Here is a 17,071-nt window from a genome sequence, read left to right as displayed (position 1 = left end):
CGGCTGATAAACCCGTGACCACATGATGAGGTGCACCCATGTCTGATCAAGATCAAGACAACCCCCGGCGCGACTTTTTGCGCAAATCCTTGACCTTGATCCCGGTGGTCACGGTTGCCAGCACCGGCCTTGGCGGCTCGCTGATGATGGCCACGCCAGCCCCGGCCCAAGCCGCGCCCGCCAAGCCTGCCGGCAGCGACAACGCCTACGAGCCGAGCTACTTCACCGCCGAAGAGTGGGCGTTTATCAATGCCGCCGTTGCCCGTTTGATCCCGGCTGACGCCCAAGGCCCAGGTGCCCTGGAAGCGGGCGCGCCGGAATACATCGACCGCCAGATGAACACGCCGTACGCCAGCGGTGCCCTGTGGTTCATGCAAGGCCCGTTCAACGCTGACGCGCCGCCGGAAATGGGCTGGCAGAGCAAACTGGTGCCCAAAGAGATTTATCGACTGGGCATTGCCGCCACGGACTTATGGTCGAAAGCGTTTAACGGTAAAGCTTTTGCTGCGCAAGACAGCGCTACCCAGGAAGACATGCTGCGGCGTCTGGAAGCTGGCGGCAGCGAAGTAAGCGCGCATTTTGCGGCGGTGCCACCGAAGATGTTTTTCAATTTGCTGCTGCAAAACACCAAGGAAGGCTTCTTCTGCGACCCGATTCATGGCGGCAACAAAGGCATGGTCGGCTGGACCATGATCGGCTTCCCCGGCGCCCGCGCCGATTTCATGGACTGGGTTGAACGCAACGAGCAATACCCCTTTCCGGCTGTTTCCATTCGCGGCGAGAGGGCATAAACGTGGCAACCATCATGAAAAAAGTCGACGCGGTGATCGTGGGCTTCGGCTGGACCGGCGCGATCATGGCCAAGGAGCTGACAGAAGCTGGCCTCAACGTGGTAGCGCTGGAGCGCGGCCCGATGCAGGACACTTACCCAGACGGCAACTACCCACAGGTCATCGACGAACTGACCTACAGCGTGCGTAAAAAACTCTTCCAGGACATTTCCAAAGAGACGGTGACCATTCGCCACAGTGTGAATGACATCGCCATGCCCAACCGCCAGTTGGGCGCTTTCTTGCCGGGCAACGGCGTAGGCGGCGCGGGCCTGCACTGGTCGGGCGTGCATTTTCGCGTCGACCCTATCGAGTTGCGCATGCGTAGCCACTACGAAGAGCGCTACGGCAAAAATTTCATTCCCAAAGACATGACCATCCAGGACTTCGGCGTGAGCTATGAAGAACTGGAACCGTTTTTTGACTATGCAGAAAAAGTCTTTGGCACCTCCGGCCAGGCCTGGACCGTAAAAGGCCAGCTCGTTGGCGAGGGCCGTGGCGGCAACCCGTATGCGCCGGACCGCTCCAACCCGTTCCCGCTGCAAGCGCAGAAAAACACCGTCTCTGCACAGCTTTTTCAGAAAGCCGCTACCGAGGTGGGTTACAAACCCTACAACCTGCCGTCGGCAAATACCTCGGGGCCGTACACCAACCCCTACGGCGCGCAGATGGGCCCGTGCAACTTCTGCGGTTTTTGCAGCGGCTATGTGTGCTACATGTACTCCAAAGCCTCGCCGAACGTGAACATCTTGCCGGCGCTGCGTCAGGTGCCGAATTTTGAGCTGCGGCCCAACTCCCACGTGCTCAAGGTCAACCTCGACAGCACCAAAAGCAAAGCTACCGGCGTGACGTACGTGGATGCCCAAGGCCGCGAATGCGAGCAGCCGGCTGACTTGGTGATTCTCGGTTCTTTCCAGTTCAACAATGTGCGTCTCATGCTGCTGTCGGGCATTGGCAAGCCTTACGACCCGATCAGCGGCGAAGGCGTGGTGGGCAAGAACTTCGCCTACCAGAACATGGCCACCATCAAGGCCTTCTTCGACAAAGACACCCACACCAACAACTTCATCGGCGCTGGCGGCAATGGCGTGGCTATCGATGACTTCAACGCGGATAACTTCGACCACGGGCCGCACGGCTTTGTCGGCGGTTCGCCGATGTGGGTCAACCAAGCGGGCAGCCGGCCGATTGCCGGTACCTCCAACCCGCCGGGCACGCCGGCGTGGGGCAGTGCCTGGAAACGCGCGACCGCCGATTACTACACCCACCAGGTGTCGATGGACGCGCACGGTGCGCATCAGTCCTACCGCGGCAACTACCTGGATCTGGACCCGGTTTACCGTGATGCCTACGGCATGCCGTTGCTGCGGATGACGTTCGACTGGCAGGAAAACGACATCAAGATGAACCGCTTCATGGTCGACAAGCTGAGCAAGGTCGCCGCAGCGATGAACCCCAAGGCCATCGCCCTGCTCGGCAAGCAGGTGGGCGAACACTTCAACACCGCGTCCTACCAGACCACCCACCTCAACGGCGGCGCGATCATGGGCACCGACCCGAAAACCAGCGCGTTGAACCGCTACCTGCAGTGCTGGGATGTACACAACGTGTTTGTGCCTGGCGCGTCCGCCTTCCCACAAGGCTTGGGTTACAACCCTACGGGCCTGGTGGCGGCGTTGACCTATTGGTCGGCTCGCGCTATCCGCGAGCAGTACCTGAAAAACCCCGGCCCACTGGTTCAGGCATAAGGAGCGATGACCATGAAAACACTCGTTATCGCTGCCATGGCGTTGCTCAGCAGTTGCTCGGTAAGCGCCGCCGACACCGACGTGATCAAGCAGGGCGAATACCTGGCCCGCGCCGGTGACTGCGTGGCCTGCCACACCGCCAAGGGCGGCAAACCGTTTGCCGGCGGCCTGCCAATGGAAACCCCGATTGGCGTGATCTATTCCACCAACATCACCCCGGACAAGACCGGCCTGGGCGACTACAGCTTCGAAGACTTCGACAAAGCCGTGCGCCATGGCGTCGCCAAAAACGGCAGTACGCTTTACCCGGCGATGCCCTACCCGTCTTACGCACGCGTCAGCGACAGCGACATGCAGGCGCTGTATGCGTACTTCATGAAAGGCGTTGAGCCGGTCGCCCAAGAGAACAAGGCGAGTGATATTCCCTGGCCCTTGAGCATGCGTTGGCCGTTGGCGGCCTGGCGTTGGATGTTTGCCCCGGCGGTGCAGGCGCAGCCGGTGCAGGCCGCCGCCGACCCGGTGATCAGCCGTGGCGCGTACCTGGTGGAAGGCCTCGGCCACTGCGGCGCCTGCCACACACCGCGCGCACTGACCATGCAGGAAAAAGCCCTCAGCGCGACGGACGGCGACGCGTTCCTGTCCGGCAGCGCGCCACTCGAAGGCTGGATCGCAAAAAGCCTGCGTGGCGACCACAAAGACGGCCTCGGCAGTTGGAGCGAAGAGCAACTGGTGCAATTTCTCAAGACCGGCCGCAGCGACCGCAGTGCGGTGTTCGGCGGCATGAGCGATGTGGTGGTGCACAGCATGCAGTACATGTCGCAAGACGACCTGACGGCTATCGCGCGTTACCTCAAAAGCCTGCCGGCGGTCGATCCCAAAGACACGCCGCACCAGTACGACAAACAGGTCGCCGAGGCCTTGTGGAAAGGCGATGACAGCAAGCCCGGCGCCTCGGTGTATATCGACAACTGCGCGGCGTGCCACCGCACCGACGGCCACGGCTATACGCGGGTGTTTCCGGCGCTGGCGGGCAACCCGGTGTTGCAGACGGCGGACGCGACCTCGCTGATCAACATTGTGTTGAACGGCGGCACCTTGCCGGCCACCCACACCGCACCGTCGACCTTCACCATGCCGGCCTTTGCGTGGCGGCTGTCGGACCAGGAAGTGGCGGATGTGGTCAGTTTCATTCGCGGCAGTTGGGGCAACAAAGGTGCGCCGGTGAAAGCCAGTGACGTGGCGGATCTGCGCAAGAGTGATATGCGCACCACCTCGGGTGATGACCTCGGCCAAGTGACGCAAAAGCACTGAGCCTGCGCTGACCGCCAAACGGCACTGGTCAGACACCTCGCGCCTCGATACTGTTTATAAAAACAGTATCGAGGCGTTTTCATGTCTACTCCGCTGCCGCCCCGTGGCCGGGGCACCGCGACTAATCTGCACAACCGTTTTGCGCCCACCGTCAGCGTGGCCGAAGACGACGGCTGGTATCAGGAAGTGCCGCCGACCCAAGGCACTGAAGTGCGTATCGAAACGGCCAAGACCATCATCACCCGCAACACCTCGCCGGATCTGCCGTTTGATCGGTCGATCAACCCGTATCGCGGCTGCGAGCATGGCTGCATCTACTGCTATGCGCGGCCCAGCCACGCTTATTGGGACATGTCGCCGGGGCTGGATTTCGAAACCAAACTGATCGCCAAGACCAACGCGGCCGAGGTGTTGGAACAGCAACTGTCGAAGCCGGGCTATGTGTGTGCGCCGATTAATCTTGGCGCCAATACCGATCCCTATCAGCCCATCGAGCGCGAATACACGATCACCCGGCAAACCCTCGAAGTGCTGCTGCGCTACCGGCACCCGGTGACCATCATCACCAAGGGCTCGCTGATACTGCGCGACCTTGATTTACTCACCGAATTGGCGCGCCAGCGTCTGGTGGGCGTGATGATCAGCCTCACCAGCCTGGATGACGAACTCAAACGCATCCTGGAGCCGCGCGCAGCGGCGCCCAAGGCGCGGTTGCGGGCGATTCGGGTGATGCGCGAGGCCGGTATTCCAGTGGGCGTGTTGTGTTCGCCGATGATCCCGATGATCAACGACAGTGAGTTGGAAAGCCTGCTGACCGAAGCGCACGCCGCCGGTGCGCAAAGTGCAGCGTACATGATGCTGCGCCTGCCGCTGGAGGTGGCGCCGCTGTTTGAGGAGTGGCTGGCGGCGCATTACCCGCAGCGCGCGGCGCATGTGATGAGCCTGGTGCGCCAGGTGCGCGGTGGTGAGGTGTACGACAGCCGTTTCGGCGTGCGCATGCGTGGCGAGGGGCCTTTTGCGGATTTGTTGGCGCAGCGCTTCAGCAAGGCAATCAAGCGCCTTGGGCTCAATCGGCGGGAAGGGTTCAACCTGGATTGCGCGGCGTTTTGCCCACCGGGCAGGCAATTGGCTTTGTTGTAGACTGACGGCGAGGAACGCGGCGTCCGTGTAGCAATAGTCGCGTTTTGACATTACTGAGACGCCCATTCTAGAGCGGTTCATTCAGTTTGAGTTAAGTTTCGGCGGTTACCTTGTTCTGCGAGTGACTGATGAGTCGGCGCCTGAATGTGGGAAGTTTTACAACTAATCCACTAGCCGGGCGTCGAACTTTTTTGAACACTCCCCCCTGCATTAATCAAGAGGATGAATCATGAGTGACAAGGATAAACAGCCGTTGGCTGCGTCGGCTTCAGCCCCTCAGGTGGCGGAATCCGCCGATGCAGCGTTAAAGCACATCGTTGACGGCTTTTTGCATTTTCATCACGACGTCTTCCCTCAGCAGGAAGAGCTTTTCAAGAAACTCGCCACGGCCCAGAGCCCACGCGCGATGTTCATCACCTGCGCCGACTCGCGCATCGTGCCCGAGCTGATCACCCAAAGCTCCCCGGGTGACCTGTTCGTGACGCGTAACGTGGGCAACGTGGTGCCGCCTTATGGCCAGATGAACGGCGGTGTTTCAACGGCCATCGAGTACGCGGTGCTCGCCTTGGGCGTACAGCACATCATCGTTTGCGGGCACTCTGATTGCGGCGCCATGCGCGCGGTACTCAACCCTGCCAGCCTTGAGAAGATGCCGACCGTAAGGGCCTGGCTGCGGCATGCCGAGGTCGCCAAGTCGATGGTCGAGGACAACTGCGACTGCGCCAACGAAGGCGAGAGCATGAAGGTGCTGACCGAAGAAAACGTCATCGCCCAGCTGCAACATTTGCGCACCCACCCTTCTGTGGCTTCGCGCATGGCCAATGGCCAATTGTTTATCCACGGTTGGATCTACAACATCGAAACCAGCGAAATCCGTGCTTACGATGCGGATCAATCGGCGTTCCGATCTCTAAGCGGCGACGGGCCGATTCCATCCGCGACGCCTAAAGCGCGCTTCTAACACACTTCCCTGCCGGGTAAAGCGGCGGCTGCCATGGATGCAGCCAGGCTTTGCCGCGCCCGGCGAATGCCTCGGGAGAGTCATCATGCGTGCTGCTCAATTGAAAGCTGTACTGCCACGGGAGCTGCTCGCCTCCGTGGTTGTGTTTCTGGTCGCCCTGCCCCTGTGCATGGGCATCGCCATTGCCTCCGGCATGCCGCCGGCCAAGGGTTTGATCACCGGCATCATCGGCGGTTTGGTGGTGGGTTGGCTGGCCGGTTCGCCGCTGCAAGTCAGTGGCCCGGCCGCCGGTTTGGCGGTGTTGGTGTTCGAGCTGGTGCGCCAGCACGGCATGATGATGCTTGGCCCAATCTTATTGCTGGCGGGGTTCCTGCAATTGGTGGCAGGGCGTTTGCGCCTCGGCTGCTGGTTCCGTGTCACCGCGCCGGCGGTGGTGTACGGCATGCTGGCGGGCATCGGCGTGTTGATTGTGCTGTCGCAGGTGCATGTGATGCTCGACGGCGCGCCCAAACCGTCGGGGCTGGATAACCTGGCGGGCTTCCCGGCCGCGCTGGCCGAAGCGATTCCGAGCCTCGGCGGTGGCATTGGCTGGCAAGCGGGCTTGCTCGGCCTGTCGACGATGTTGGTGATGTACCTGTGGGATAAATTGCGCCCGCAAAAATTGCGTTTCGTGCCCGGCGCTTTGTTGGGCGTGGGTTTGGCGACGATTACCAGCTTGGTGCTGGCGTTGCAGGTCAAGCGCGTGGAAGTGCCGGAAAACCTCGCCGATGCCATCGATTGGCTGCGCCCCAGTGACCTGCTCAACCTGGCGGACCCACAGCTGTTGATCGCCGCGTTCGCCGTGGCGTTTATTGCCAGCGCCGAGACGCTGCTGTCGGCGGCGGCGGTCGACCGTATGCACAGCGGTCAGCGCTCCGACTTCGATAAGGAATTGTCTGCCCAGGGCGTAGGCAACATGCTCTGCGGCCTGGTGGGTGCGCTGCCGATGACCGGCGTGATCGTGCGCAGCTCGGCCAACGTGCAGGCCGGTGCCACCACGCGACTGTCGGCGATGTTCCATGGCCTGTGGCTGTTGGGTTTCGTGCTGTTGCTGTCGAGCGTGCTGCAAAGCATTCCGGTGGCGAGCCTGGCGGGTGTGCTGGTGTACACCGGGATCAAGCTGGTGGACATCAAGGCGTTCCGAGGGCTGGGCCGCTATGGCCGCATGCCGATGTTCACCTATGCCGCCACCGCATTGGCCATCGTGTTTACCGACTTGCTGACCGGTGTGCTGTTGGGCTTCGCGCTGACGCTGGTGAAGCTGGCCTTCAAGGCTTCGCGACTGAAGGTCAGCCTGATCGACTTGCCTCAGGATGGCGAAATGGAGTTGCGCTTGACGGGCGCGGCGACCTTTCTGAAAGTGCCGGCGCTGACTCAAGTGTTGTCGACGGTGCCGGCGGGCACCACGGTGCATGTGCCGCTGAACAACTTGAGTTACATCGACCATTCCTGCCTGGAGTTGCTGGAGGAATGGGGCCGGGCGAATTCGGCCAAGGGCTCGAAGCTGGTGATCGAGGCGCGAGGCTTGAAGCGTCGCCTGGAAGGGCGTGTGCGCACGACCGTGGGGATTGGCTCGGCGCCGTCCATTCGCTGACAAAACACGCATAAAAAACAGGGGAGGAGCTGTGCTCCTCCCCTGTTTTTTTGTGTCGGGTTTTGAGGTTTAAGCCGGCTGATCCAGCGCCAGATCAACCCCCAACTGCCGCGACAGGCACGGCCAGCGCTTCCATGCCGCTTCGGTTTGCGGGCTCTTCAACTGCTCGCGATAGGCTTCGACCGACTCCAGCGCGAAGCTGTCATCGTTGAGCATCTCGTCCACTGCCAAGTGCACGGCTTCATCCAGCTGATTGGCAAACTGCTCGCCGATCAATTGGTGGGCAATCACGTTGGCCACAGTGGTGTCCGCCGGAATCAACGGCTGGCCGAAATGCTTGATATACAGGTCGTTAACCTCTTCTACCAAACGATGGGCCAGGTAAGCCTCATCCAGCAGGCCGTCGAGGCCTTCATGACCGGCCAAAATCGCTGGCGGTTGCAGGAAGAAATGCTCGGCGATTTTCAGCACCGGCTTGATCTGGCTCTCGATACCGGCTTCGCGGGCCACGTCATTCGCGGCTTCGAGCAATTGCGGCACGAGTTCGATGTAGGCAGTCACAAAGCGGGTCATGACTTGGGTGCGATCACCGTCAGCCAGGGAGATGGCCGCATGCAGGTGTGGCAATTGTTTTTCCAGTTGCCGCGCAAGCTGGCCCGTGCTGGCTTCGTGTTGATGGGCACGGGAAATCTGCTCGCGCAATGCGGCGGTGTTCATGAAGGCTCCAGTGGTGCAGGCGTAGGGAGTGGAGAGGATAAGGTAGCTCGGTTAAACGAGCACCCAAGATGCATTTGTCATAATTATTTCATGCTTATGCGCTGCCGTTATATCGAATTGCGATAGATCGGCGCAGAAACGATTCCGCCCCCCGATTTACATGGCCTGAACGCCGGTATTTAGTTGATTTACCGTACGCATTGCGGGGTTTCAGGCGCTGTCTATACTCGGGTTATTACGCACTTAGCGAACAATGGGTGACCGTCATGGCTGACTCCGTACCGATCAAACGGCGGCTGACGCGCTTGCTGATCCTGGGAGTGGCGATGTTCGCCTTCGGCTTCGCCCTGCTGCCGATCTACGCCGTGATGTGCAAAGCCTTCGGCATCCACGGCAAAGCTGCCGGGCAGTACGAGGGCCAGCAGGGGGTGGACGCCACACGCCAGGTGCGCGTGCAATTTATGTCGACCAATGCCACCGGCATGGTCTGGGAGTTCCACTCCACAGCTGACGAGGTGGTGGTTAACCCCGGCGCGGTCACCGAGATGCTGTTCGTGGCCTACAACCCCACCGATAAGGCCATGACCGCGCAGGCGGTGCCAAGCATTTCACCGGCCGAAGCGGCGGTGTACTTCCACAAGACCGAGTGCTTTTGCTTCACCCAACAGGTGCTGCAGCCAGGTCAGCGCATCGAGATGCCGGTGCGCTTCATTGTCGACCGCGACATGCCTGAAGAAGTGAAGCATTTGACCTTGGCGTACACGCTGTTCGATGTGACTGCGCGGCAACCGCCCGCACCAGCCCGTACCGGCGGCTAGCGACGGCTTGCAGGCTCAATCAATAAAATTAATACATTCCGACTCATGATACGTACTACGTACCAGCGCAAGGCGGGTGGCCAATAGTTGCCCGGTTTGGCCTATTGGTCACCGTGTACGGCTTGCGTGTGCGCTGGTAGTGGGCGGGCGGTTCCTGCAATGGGCCTGGGTGCTGTACCGTGGCGCTCAGCCGCACGCGGCGATCAACACCTTCAAGTACTCAATCTTGTACCTGTTGCTGCTGTTTATCGCCCTGCTCATCGATCACTACTTAGTGTTGAACCTATGACTCGAACTCAAAAAACCGTGTTTATTCTGGTGGCCATCGTCGCGTTGATCATGGGCCTCACCGTCTACAAAGTGCTGAATGGCAAAAGCCAGGGCGACCCGACCGCGCTGATCGACGCCGGCATCATATTGCTGCCGCAAAGCCGCCAGTTGCCGCCGGTGACCCTGACCAATCAAGACGGCCAGCCGGTGCTGGCCAACGAGTTGAAAGGCAAGTGGAGCCTGCTGTTCTTCGGCTACACCTTTTGCCCGGACATCTGCCCGACCACCCTCGCCCAGTTGCGCCAGATCAAGAGCGAGTTGCCCAAAGAGGCTGTGGATAAGTTGCAAGTGATCCTGGTCAGCGTTGACCCGAACCGCGACACGCCGGCTCAGCTCAAACAATACCTGGGCTACTTCGACCCGCAATTCCAAGGCCTGACCGGCGCGAACGTCGACGATGTGCAGAAGGTCTCGAATGCGCTGAGCATCCCGTTTATTCCGGCGGACACCAGCAAGCCGAACTACACCGTCGACCACAGCGGTAACCTCGCGCTGATCGGCCCGGACGGCACGCAGCGCGGGTTTATCCGTGCGCCGCTGAACAACCAGAAGCTGGTGCTGCAGTTGCCGGTTTTGCTGAAGCGTCAGTAAACCGGTAAGCACTGATCGGCAAATGTGGGAGGGGGCTTGCTCCCGATGGCGGTGGACCAGTCGACTTATGCATCGAATGACCTGCCGCTATCGGGAGCAAGCCCCCTCCCACAGTGGTTTTGTGCAAGGTTTGAACAATGTGTCGTCGGACATTTCCTGCACGTTGTGTCGCCGTGCGTGAACTTGTTCGGTGGTCTTGGGGTGGCTAGTCTTGGCACTGTCACTGCAAATTCAGTGGCAGGGTGTGGAAGCCCTTATATCGTTAGGCGCACAAAGCGCCACCTAGTGTCAGGCGCTTTTTCTTGCCTGTGTTTTTTGGTGGCTGTGCGCGGGGCGCTTTCGAGCGCGCCGGGTGCCTAACGTCCCGGTCTTCCACACCTGCGTACAGCCGCCACCTCTGTGTTTTTTGGTGGCTGTGCGCGGGGCGCTTTCGAGCGCGCCGGGTGCCTAACGTCCCGGTCTTCCACACCTGCGTACAGCCGCCACCCATTACGTGGAAGTAGTGCTTGGCGGCCCCTTGATACTTTAGGGGCCAGACCATGTGTGCCGGCCTGATTTTTCAAGCATCCTGCGTACAGCCGCCACCCATTACGTGGAAGTAGTGCTTGGCGGCCCCTTGATACTTTAGGGGCCAGACCATGTGTGCCGGCCTGATTTTTCAAGCAGCACATAACAAATGTGGGAGGGGGCTTGCTCCCGATGGCGGTGGACCAGTCGACTTATGCATCGACTGACCTACCGCTATCGGGAGCAAGCCCCCTCCCACAGTGGTTTTGTGCAAGGTTTGAACAATGTGTCGTCGGACAAAGCGTCACCTCGTGTCAGGCGCTTTTTCTTGGCTGTGTTTTTTGGTGGCTGTGCGCGGGGCGCTTTCGAGCGCGCCGGGTGCCTAACGTCCCGGTCTTCCACACCTGCGTACAGCCGCCACCCATTACGTGGAAGTAGTGCTTGGCGGCCCCTTGATACTTTAGGGGCCAGACCATGTGTGCCGGCCTGATTTTTCAAGCAACGCATAACAAATGTGGGAGGGGGCTTGCTCCCGATGGCGGTGGACCAGTCGACTTATGCATCGAATGACCTACCGCTATCGGGAGCAAGCCCCCTCCCACATTTTTTGATCTCCAGTAGCCCTGAGGTCGGGTGGTGAAGGATCGTTCCCACGCTCCGCGTGGGAATGCCGCCCCGGACGCTCTGCGTCCGCTTTTGAGATCATGAGGGCGGTCAGAACGCTGGCTTGATCGCGCCTTTGTACTTCTCTTCGATGAATTGCTTCACTTCGGGCGTGTGCAGGGCTGCGACCAGCTTTTTCACCGCGTCCGAGTCTTTGTTGTCTTCGCGGGCCACCAGGATGTTCACGTAAGGCGAGTCGTTGCCTTCGATCACCAGCGCATCCTTGGAAGGGTCAAGCTTGGCTTCCAGCGCGTAGTTGGTGTTGATCAGCGCCAAGTCAACCTGGGTCAGCACGCGCGGCAGGGTGGCGGCTTCCAGTTCGCGGAATTTCAGGTTTTTCGGGTTGCCGGTGATGTCCTTGATGGTCGACAGAATGTTGGTCGGGTCCTTCAGGGTGATCAGGTTGTGCTTGGCCAGCAGCAACAGCGCGCGACCGCCGTTGGTGGCGTCGTTCGGCAGCACCACGTTGGCGCCATCGGGCAGTTCGGCCAGGGTTTTGTATTTGCTGGAGTAAGCGCCCAGCGGTTCCAGGTGCACAGCGCCGACGCTGACCAGGTGAGTGCCTTTGGCTTTATTGAACTCATCCAGGTACGGCTGGTGCTGGAAGAAGTTGGCGTCCAGGCGCTTTTCAGCCACTTGTACGTTCGGCTGCACGTAATCAGTGAAGACTTTAACCTGCAAATCCACGCCTTCTTTGGCGAGCGCAGGTTTGACGAACTCGAGGATTTCCGCATGCGGCACCGGCGACGCGGCGACCGTGATGGTCTCGGCGGCGTGGGCTGAAAACGCGGCAACGGCGGCGAAAGCAACCAGTAGTTTTTTCATTCAGCAAGCTCCTTGTTCGGGCATTTGCCGACATTGAGTCGGCAATGGCGGTTATTTTCGAGAAAAGTGCACCACCAGCTTGTCGCCGACGGTTTGCAGAATTTGCACCAGGATCAACAGCATCACCACGGTGACCACCATTACATCGGTCTGGAAGCGCTGGTAACCGAAACGGATTGCCAAGTCGCCCAAGCCACCGGCGCCGACCACACCGGCCATGGCCGTGTAGGAAACCAGTGTAATCGCCGTCACCGTAATCGCCGCAAAAATGCCGGGGCGGGCTTCGGGGAGCAGCGCGTTGACGATGATCTGGCGCGTGCTGGCGCCCATCGACTGGGTGGCTTCGATGATGCCGCGGTCGACTTCACGCAAGGCGGTTTCCACCAGGCGCGCAAAGAATGGCGTGGCGCCCACGACCAGCGGCGGAATCGCACCGGCCACACCCAGCGAGGTGCCGGTGATCAGGACGGTGAACGGGATCATCACGATCAGCAAAATGATGAACGGCAGCGAACGCAGGATGTTCACGATCAATGACAGCAGCGCGTACAGGCCTTTTTGTTCGAACAGTTGGCGCGGGCTGGTCAGGAACAGCAGCACCCCCAACGGCAGGCCCAGCACGATGGTGAAGAACAGCGAACCGAACAGCATGATCATGGTGTCGCCGGTGGCGAGCCAGATTTCCGACCAGTCGATATTGGCGAAAAAACTCAACAGGACTTCCATTAGCGCAGAACCTCCATGTGGACGTCTGCCGCGGTAAAGCGGGCGAAGGCGGCTTCCATGTCCCCGCCCGTGACGGCGAGGGTCAGTTGCCCGTAGGGAATATCTTTGATGCGGTCGATACGACCGGCGAGGATGCTGTAGTCCACGCCCGTTTCACGCGCCACGGTGCCCAGCAGCGGCGCGTAGGTCGCTTCGCCCTGGAACGTCAGGCGCACGATGCGGCCCGGCACATGGGCGAAGTCATCACGCTGCTCGCCGTCGTCGACCTGCTCGGCTTCTTGTACGAAGCGCTTGGTGGTCGGGTGCTTGGGGTGCAGGAACACGTCGGCCACCGAGCCTTGCTCGACGATGACGCCGGCGTCCATCACCGCCACGTGGTCGCAGACGCGGCGGATCACGTCCATTTCATGGGTGATCAGCACGATGGTCAGCTTCAACTCGCGGTTGATCTCGGCCAGCAATTGCAGCACCGACGCGGTGGTTTGCGGGTCGAGGGCGCTGGTGGCTTCGTCGCACAGCAGTATTTTCGGCTTGGTCGCCAAGGCGCGTGCGATGCCGACGCGTTGCTTCTGGCCACCGGACAACTGCGCCGGGTACTTTTTGGCGTGGTCGGACAGGCCGACGCGGGCGAGCAGCTCAGCCACACGCAGGTCGATGTCCTTGCGCGACAATTCGCCGGCCAGCGTCAGTGGCAGCGCCACGTTGTCGGCAACGGTCTTGGAGGCGAGCAGGTTGAAGTGCTGGAAGATCATCCCGACTTGCTGGCGGAAACGGCGCAGGCCGTTGGCGTCCAGGGCGGTGACTTCTTCGCCGTCAACGTGAATCTGGCCACCGCTGGGTTGCTCCAGGCGGTTGATCAGACGCAGCAGGGTACTTTTTCCCGCACCGGAGTGGCCAATCAGGCCGAACACCTGGCCGTTTTCGACGCGCAGGCTGGTGGGGTGCAGGGCGGGGATTTCCTTACCGGCGACGCGGTAGGTTTTATGGACGTTATGAAACTCGATCACGTAGCGAACCTTGTGGGGCGCATGGAAAAGGGATCAGCGGTTAGCCGGGCGCGCATTTTAGCCTGTCCGTATAGCGTTATTTAGCATTTATTTCTCATTCAACCAGCGATTTGGCAATAACGCGATCAAAGGTCATAAAAAAGGAACGGTGCAAAACTGTATCAGTCACTACTTAAGCAACTCGATTTCCCAGGTGCCGTGCCTGGGGTTTTGCTCAAATGAGCCGGGGATCGCTCTGGCCACTTTGAATAAGGAGTTTTGACTGATGAGCATCAAGAAGCCAGCCACCCCGTCGAAGAGTGAGCTCGCGGGCACCGACACACTGGACCGTGGCAACACCAACGCCAAGCTTGAGGCACTGGAGGAGTTTCGCTCAGACGCTACCGGCCAGGCGCTGCGCACCAACCAAGGCGTGAAGATTTCTGACAACCAGAACACCCTGAAAGTTGGCTCCCGTGGCCCTTCGCTGCTGGAAGATTTCATCATGCGTGAAAAAATCACGCACTTTGACCACGAACGTATTCCGGAGCGCATCGTGCATGCCCGCGGTACGGGCGCGCACGGTTATTTCCAAACGTATGAAAACCATTCGGCGCTGTCCAAGGCCGGCTTCCTGCGTAACCCGGAGCATAAAACCCCGGTGTTCGTGCGCTTTTCGACCGTACAAGGCCCGCGCGGCTCGGGCGATACCGTGCGCGACGTGCGCGGTTTTGCCGTGAAGTTCTTCACCGACGAAGGCAACTTCGACCTGGTGGGCAACAACATGCCGGTGTTTTTCATTCAAGATGCGATCAAGTTTCCCGACTTTGTACACGCGGTGAAACCTGAGCCCCACAACGAAATACCTACCGGCGGCTCGGCCCACGATACGTTCTGGGATTTTGTCTCGCTGCAGCCGGAATCGGCGCACATGGTTTTGTGGGCAATGTCTGACCGTGCCATTCCAAAGAGCCTGCGCTCCATGCAGGGTTTTGGTATTCACACCTTCCGCCTGATCAATACCGAGGGTAAGTCGACCTTCGTGAAATTCCACTGGCATCCAAAAGTCGGCACCTGCTCCCTGGTGTGGGACGAAGCGCAAAAGCTTGCCGGTAAAGATACCGACTACCACCGTCGCGACCTGTGGGAAGCGATTGAAGGCGGTGACTACCCTGAGTGGGAACTGGGCGTACAGATCGTTGCGGAAGAAGACGAGCATAAGTTCGACTTCGACTTGCTCGACCCGACCAAGATCATCCCCGAAGAGCTGGTGCCGATTACGCCGCTGGGCAAGATGGTGCTTAACCGTAACCCGGACAACTTCTTTGCTGAAGTCGAACAAGTCGCCTTCTGCCCTGGCCATATCGTGCCGGGTATCGACTTCACCAACGACCCGCTGCTGCAAGGCCGTCTGTTTTCCTACACGGATACGCAGATCAGCCGTCTCGGTGGGCCGAACTTCCACGAGCTGCCGATCAACCGCCCTGTTACGCCGTTCCACAATGGCCAGCGTGATGCCCAGCATCGCACCGTAATCGACAAGGGCCGTGCGGCGTACGAGCCGAATTCGATCGACGGCGGCTGGCCGAAAGAAACGCCACCGGCTGCCGAGGATGGTGGTTTCGAGACCTATTACGAGCGCGTCGACGCCAACAAAGTGCGTGAGCGCAGTGAGTCGTTTGGCGACCATTTCTCGCAAGCCACGCTGTTCTTCAACAGCATGAGCCACCACGAGAAAGAGCACATCATCGCGGCCTACAGCTTCGAGTTGGGCAAGGTGGAGCGTGAGTTTATTCGTGCCCGCCAAGTTGACGAGATTCTCGCCAACATTGACCTGGAGCTGGCCAAGCGCGTTGCGCAAAACCTCGGCCTGCCGGCGCCAACCAAAGGCACGGTGCCTGCGCGTGAGACGTCGCTGAAAGAATCGCCTGCATTGAGCCAGGTGAATCTGCTGTCGGGCGATATCAAGACACGCAAAGTCGCAATTCTTGCGGCGAACGGCGTGGATGGCGCAGCGATTGATGCGTTGAAGAAGGCGCTGGAAGCCGAAGGCGCACACGCCAAGCTGCTGGGGCCGACCTCGGCACCGGTGAAGACAGCGGATGGCAAGAGCCTGCCGGTGGATGCGTCGATGGAAGGCATGCCGTCGATTGCGTTTGATGCGGTGTTCGTGCCTGGCGGTAAAGAGTCGATCAAGGCGCTGAGCGGTGACGGTGTGGCGTTGCACTTCCTGTTGGAAGCGTACAAGCACTTGAAGGCGATTACCGTTGCCAATGACGCGAAGCCATTGTTGGACTTGCTCAAGCTTGAAGCAGATGCGGGGCTGATCGTTGGCGAGGATGCCAAGGCGTTCAAGGCGTTCTTTGCGGCGATTGCGCAGCACCGGGTTTGGGACCGTGAGCCTAAGGCCAAGGCGATTCCGGCTTAAGTAAATGGCTGTCTGTTAGACCGCTATCGGGAGCAAGTCGAATCGCCGCACCGCCCCTCCCACATTTGAACGGTGAATGCCGTCCAATGTGGGAGCTGGCTTGCTCCCGATGGCTTTACTGCGCCTTGCGCGGTATCAGCACAACCTGCGCCGGAATGTGCTTGATAATCTGCCGGTGAATCTTCAGGTCATACCCAGAATCAATTCGCTTCACCCGTTTGGTCAGCAACGTGGCCAGCCACGGGTAATCCTGCGTGCGCGGCACGTGGATGCTCACGTCGCACTGGTAATTCACCACGTCGGTGGCAATCGCATCCAGCTGGTGACGCAGCTCTTCTATATCCGTCAGGTTCAGCGCAACCGTAGTGCTCGGGGCTGCCGGGTCGATGACCTTGGCCGCAGGCTTGGCTTCGGCTGCCTTCAAGGCGGCTTCGGCTTTATGCAACTCGACTTTACGCGCGTGGCTGATCGCGCTGTTCACGCCACCGGTGAGTGCCGGCGCCTTGGGCATCAGCGCGCGGGCACGGCTTAAGGCCGTGGCAGCGGCGTTTACATCACCCTTTTGCAGCACAATTTGGCTGCGCTGCAAGTAGGCTTCGGCCAATTGGCGCTGGTAAGTCTCCAGGGCCGGGTCGTTGGGCGTTTGGGCTTGCAGCGCGGCCAGTTGGTCTTCTGCGGTGGCCAGTTCACTGCTGGCCAGGTTTTGCTCCAGCTGCGCGATGGCCGCAGCGCGAGCATCCGGCGCCTCAAGTGCGGCGGGCGGTGTGCTTTGACAGGCGCCCAGCAGCAGGGAAAATGCGGCAAGGAGCAGATAACGGGAGTTGAACGGCTTCATTCCTGCGACTCTCTAATTGCGC

Annotated in this window: 14 protein-coding genes and 2 pseudogenes; 11 read left to right on the top strand and 5 right to left on the bottom strand. The window is 60.1% G+C overall.

Features of this window, described 5'->3' with window-relative positions; genetic code table 11:
* Window positions 1-38: 38 nt before the first annotated feature.
* The 6 genes from AO240_RS10930 (at window position 39) to AO240_RS10905 (ending at window position 7,623) form a co-directional block, all read left to right on the top strand.
* Entirely contained in the window at window positions 39-791 is a 753-nt protein-coding gene (locus AO240_RS10930) for a gluconate 2-dehydrogenase subunit 3 family protein (protein WP_099236554.1), read from the top strand.
* A gap of 2 nt (window positions 792-793) precedes the next feature.
* Window positions 794-2,578 carry a GMC family oxidoreductase gene (locus AO240_RS10925; RefSeq protein WP_099236553.1) on the top strand — a complete coding sequence of 595 codons (1,785 nt, stop codon included), beginning with the start codon at window positions 794-796 and terminating at the stop codon, window positions 2,576-2,578.
* Window positions 2,579-2,590: 12 nt separating this feature from the next.
* Window positions 2,591-3,889: a cytochrome c gene (locus tag AO240_RS10920; RefSeq protein ID WP_099236552.1), complete on the top strand. Its 1,299-nt coding sequence runs from the start codon at window positions 2,591-2,593 to the stop codon at window positions 3,887-3,889.
* Window positions 3,890-3,970: 81 nt separating this feature from the next.
* Entirely contained in the window at window positions 3,971-5,029 is a 1,059-nt protein-coding gene (locus AO240_RS10915) for a PA0069 family radical SAM protein (RefSeq protein WP_099236551.1), read from the top strand.
* A gap of 229 nt (window positions 5,030-5,258) precedes the next feature.
* On the top strand, window positions 5,259-5,990 hold the full coding sequence (locus AO240_RS10910; RefSeq protein WP_058414595.1) for a carbonic anhydrase: 732 nt from the start codon (window positions 5,259-5,261) through the stop codon (window positions 5,988-5,990).
* A gap of 85 nt (window positions 5,991-6,075) precedes the next feature.
* On the top strand, window positions 6,076-7,623 hold the full coding sequence (locus tag AO240_RS10905) for a SulP family inorganic anion transporter (RefSeq protein WP_099236550.1): 1,548 nt from the start codon (window positions 6,076-6,078) through the stop codon (window positions 7,621-7,623).
* A 69-nt stretch (window positions 7,624-7,692) separates the two neighbouring features.
* Here AO240_RS10905 and AO240_RS10900 read toward each other — a convergent pair whose 3' ends face one another.
* Window positions 7,693-8,340 (bottom strand): hypothetical protein, encoded by a 648-nt coding sequence (locus AO240_RS10900; protein ID WP_099236549.1) that lies wholly within the window; start codon window positions 8,338-8,340, stop codon window positions 7,693-7,695.
* Between the two features lie 266 nt (window positions 8,341-8,606).
* Between AO240_RS10900 and AO240_RS10895 the strand changes: the two genes are divergently transcribed.
* The 4 genes and pseudogenes from AO240_RS10895 (at window position 8,607) to AO240_RS10880 (ending at window position 10,079) form a co-directional block, all read left to right on the top strand.
* Window positions 8,607-9,158 (top strand): cytochrome c oxidase assembly protein, encoded by a 552-nt coding sequence (locus tag AO240_RS10895; protein WP_099236548.1) that lies wholly within the window; start codon window positions 8,607-8,609, stop codon window positions 9,156-9,158.
* 35 nt (window positions 9,159-9,193) lie between these two features.
* Window positions 9,194-9,289: pseudogene (locus AO240_RS10890) on the top strand (cytochrome c oxidase subunit 3); the annotation flags it as partial.
* Window positions 9,280-9,447 (top strand): annotated as a pseudogene (locus AO240_RS10885) (protoheme IX farnesyltransferase); the annotation flags it as partial. The pseudogenes AO240_RS10890 and AO240_RS10885, both read left to right, overlap by 10 nt.
* Window positions 9,444-10,079, top strand: coding sequence for an SCO family protein (locus tag AO240_RS10880; protein ID WP_099236547.1), 636 nt, complete (start codon window positions 9,444-9,446; stop codon window positions 10,077-10,079). The pseudogene AO240_RS10885 and the gene AO240_RS10880, both read left to right, overlap by 4 nt.
* A 1,221-nt stretch (window positions 10,080-11,300) precedes the next feature.
* Here AO240_RS10880 and AO240_RS10870 read toward each other — a convergent pair.
* Genes AO240_RS10870 through AO240_RS10860 form a run of 3 tightly spaced genes read right to left on the bottom strand, consistent with a single transcriptional unit; the run spans window position 11,301 to window position 13,807 of the window.
* Window positions 11,301-12,074 (bottom strand): MetQ/NlpA family ABC transporter substrate-binding protein, encoded by a 774-nt coding sequence (locus AO240_RS10870; RefSeq protein WP_099236545.1) that lies wholly within the window; start codon window positions 12,072-12,074, stop codon window positions 11,301-11,303.
* 51 nt (window positions 12,075-12,125) lie between these two features.
* Window positions 12,126-12,800, bottom strand: coding sequence for a methionine ABC transporter permease (locus AO240_RS10865; RefSeq protein WP_099236544.1), 675 nt, complete (start codon window positions 12,798-12,800; stop codon window positions 12,126-12,128).
* Window positions 12,800-13,807 (bottom strand): methionine ABC transporter ATP-binding protein, encoded by a 1,008-nt coding sequence (locus tag AO240_RS10860; RefSeq protein WP_058413892.1) that lies wholly within the window; start codon window positions 13,805-13,807, stop codon window positions 12,800-12,802. Before AO240_RS10860 ends, AO240_RS10865 begins: the two co-directional genes overlap by 1 nt.
* 265 nt (window positions 13,808-14,072) lie before the next feature.
* Between AO240_RS10860 and katE the strand changes: the two genes are divergently transcribed.
* Window positions 14,073-16,214 carry a catalase HPII gene (gene katE / locus AO240_RS10855; RefSeq protein ID WP_099236543.1) on the top strand — a complete coding sequence of 714 codons (2,142 nt, stop codon included), beginning with the start codon at window positions 14,073-14,075 and terminating at the stop codon, window positions 16,212-16,214.
* 115 nt (window positions 16,215-16,329) lie between these two features.
* Here the strand turns inward: katE and AO240_RS10850 are convergent, their stop codons facing one another.
* Window positions 16,330-17,049 (bottom strand): PA5502 family lipoprotein, encoded by a 720-nt coding sequence (locus AO240_RS10850; RefSeq protein WP_099236542.1) that lies wholly within the window; start codon window positions 17,047-17,049, stop codon window positions 16,330-16,332.
* Window positions 17,050-17,071 lie beyond the last annotated feature (22 nt).

It is taken from the genome of Pseudomonas sp. ICMP 460 (assembly GCF_002723595.1).
GTDB classification, from domain to species: domain Bacteria; phylum Pseudomonadota; class Gammaproteobacteria; order Pseudomonadales; family Pseudomonadaceae; genus Aquipseudomonas; species Aquipseudomonas kitaguniensis.
This window is presented reverse-complemented; position numbering and strand designations above follow the sequence as displayed.

Coding starts and splice junctions, on each gene's coding strand:
- AO240_RS10920 (WP_099236552.1), top strand. CDS start 2,591: ATGAAAACACTCGTTATCGCTGCCATGGCGTTGCTCAGCAGTTGCTCG.
- AO240_RS10870 (WP_099236545.1), bottom strand. CDS start 12,074: ATGAAAAAACTACTGGTTGCTTTCGCCGCCGTTGCCGCGTTTTCAGCC.
- AO240_RS10895 (WP_099236548.1), top strand. CDS start 8,607: ATGGCTGACTCCGTACCGATCAAACGGCGGCTGACGCGCTTGCTGATC.
- AO240_RS10905 (WP_099236550.1), top strand. CDS start 6,076: ATGCGTGCTGCTCAATTGAAAGCTGTACTGCCACGGGAGCTGCTCGCC.
- AO240_RS10880 (WP_099236547.1), top strand. CDS start 9,444: ATGACTCGAACTCAAAAAACCGTGTTTATTCTGGTGGCCATCGTCGCG.
- AO240_RS10915 (WP_099236551.1), top strand. CDS start 3,971: ATGTCTACTCCGCTGCCGCCCCGTGGCCGGGGCACCGCGACTAATCTG.
- AO240_RS10900 (WP_099236549.1), bottom strand. CDS start 8,340: ATGAACACCGCCGCATTGCGCGAGCAGATTTCCCGTGCCCATCAACAC.
- AO240_RS10930 (WP_099236554.1), top strand. CDS start 39: ATGTCTGATCAAGATCAAGACAACCCCCGGCGCGACTTTTTGCGCAAA.
- AO240_RS10850 (WP_099236542.1), bottom strand. CDS start 17,049: ATGAAGCCGTTCAACTCCCGTTATCTGCTCCTTGCCGCATTTTCCCTG.
- katE (WP_099236543.1), top strand. CDS start 14,073: ATGAGCATCAAGAAGCCAGCCACCCCGTCGAAGAGTGAGCTCGCGGGC.
- AO240_RS10865 (WP_099236544.1), bottom strand. CDS start 12,800: ATGGAAGTCCTGTTGAGTTTTTTCGCCAATATCGACTGGTCGGAAATC.
- AO240_RS10910 (WP_058414595.1), top strand. CDS start 5,259: ATGAGTGACAAGGATAAACAGCCGTTGGCTGCGTCGGCTTCAGCCCCT.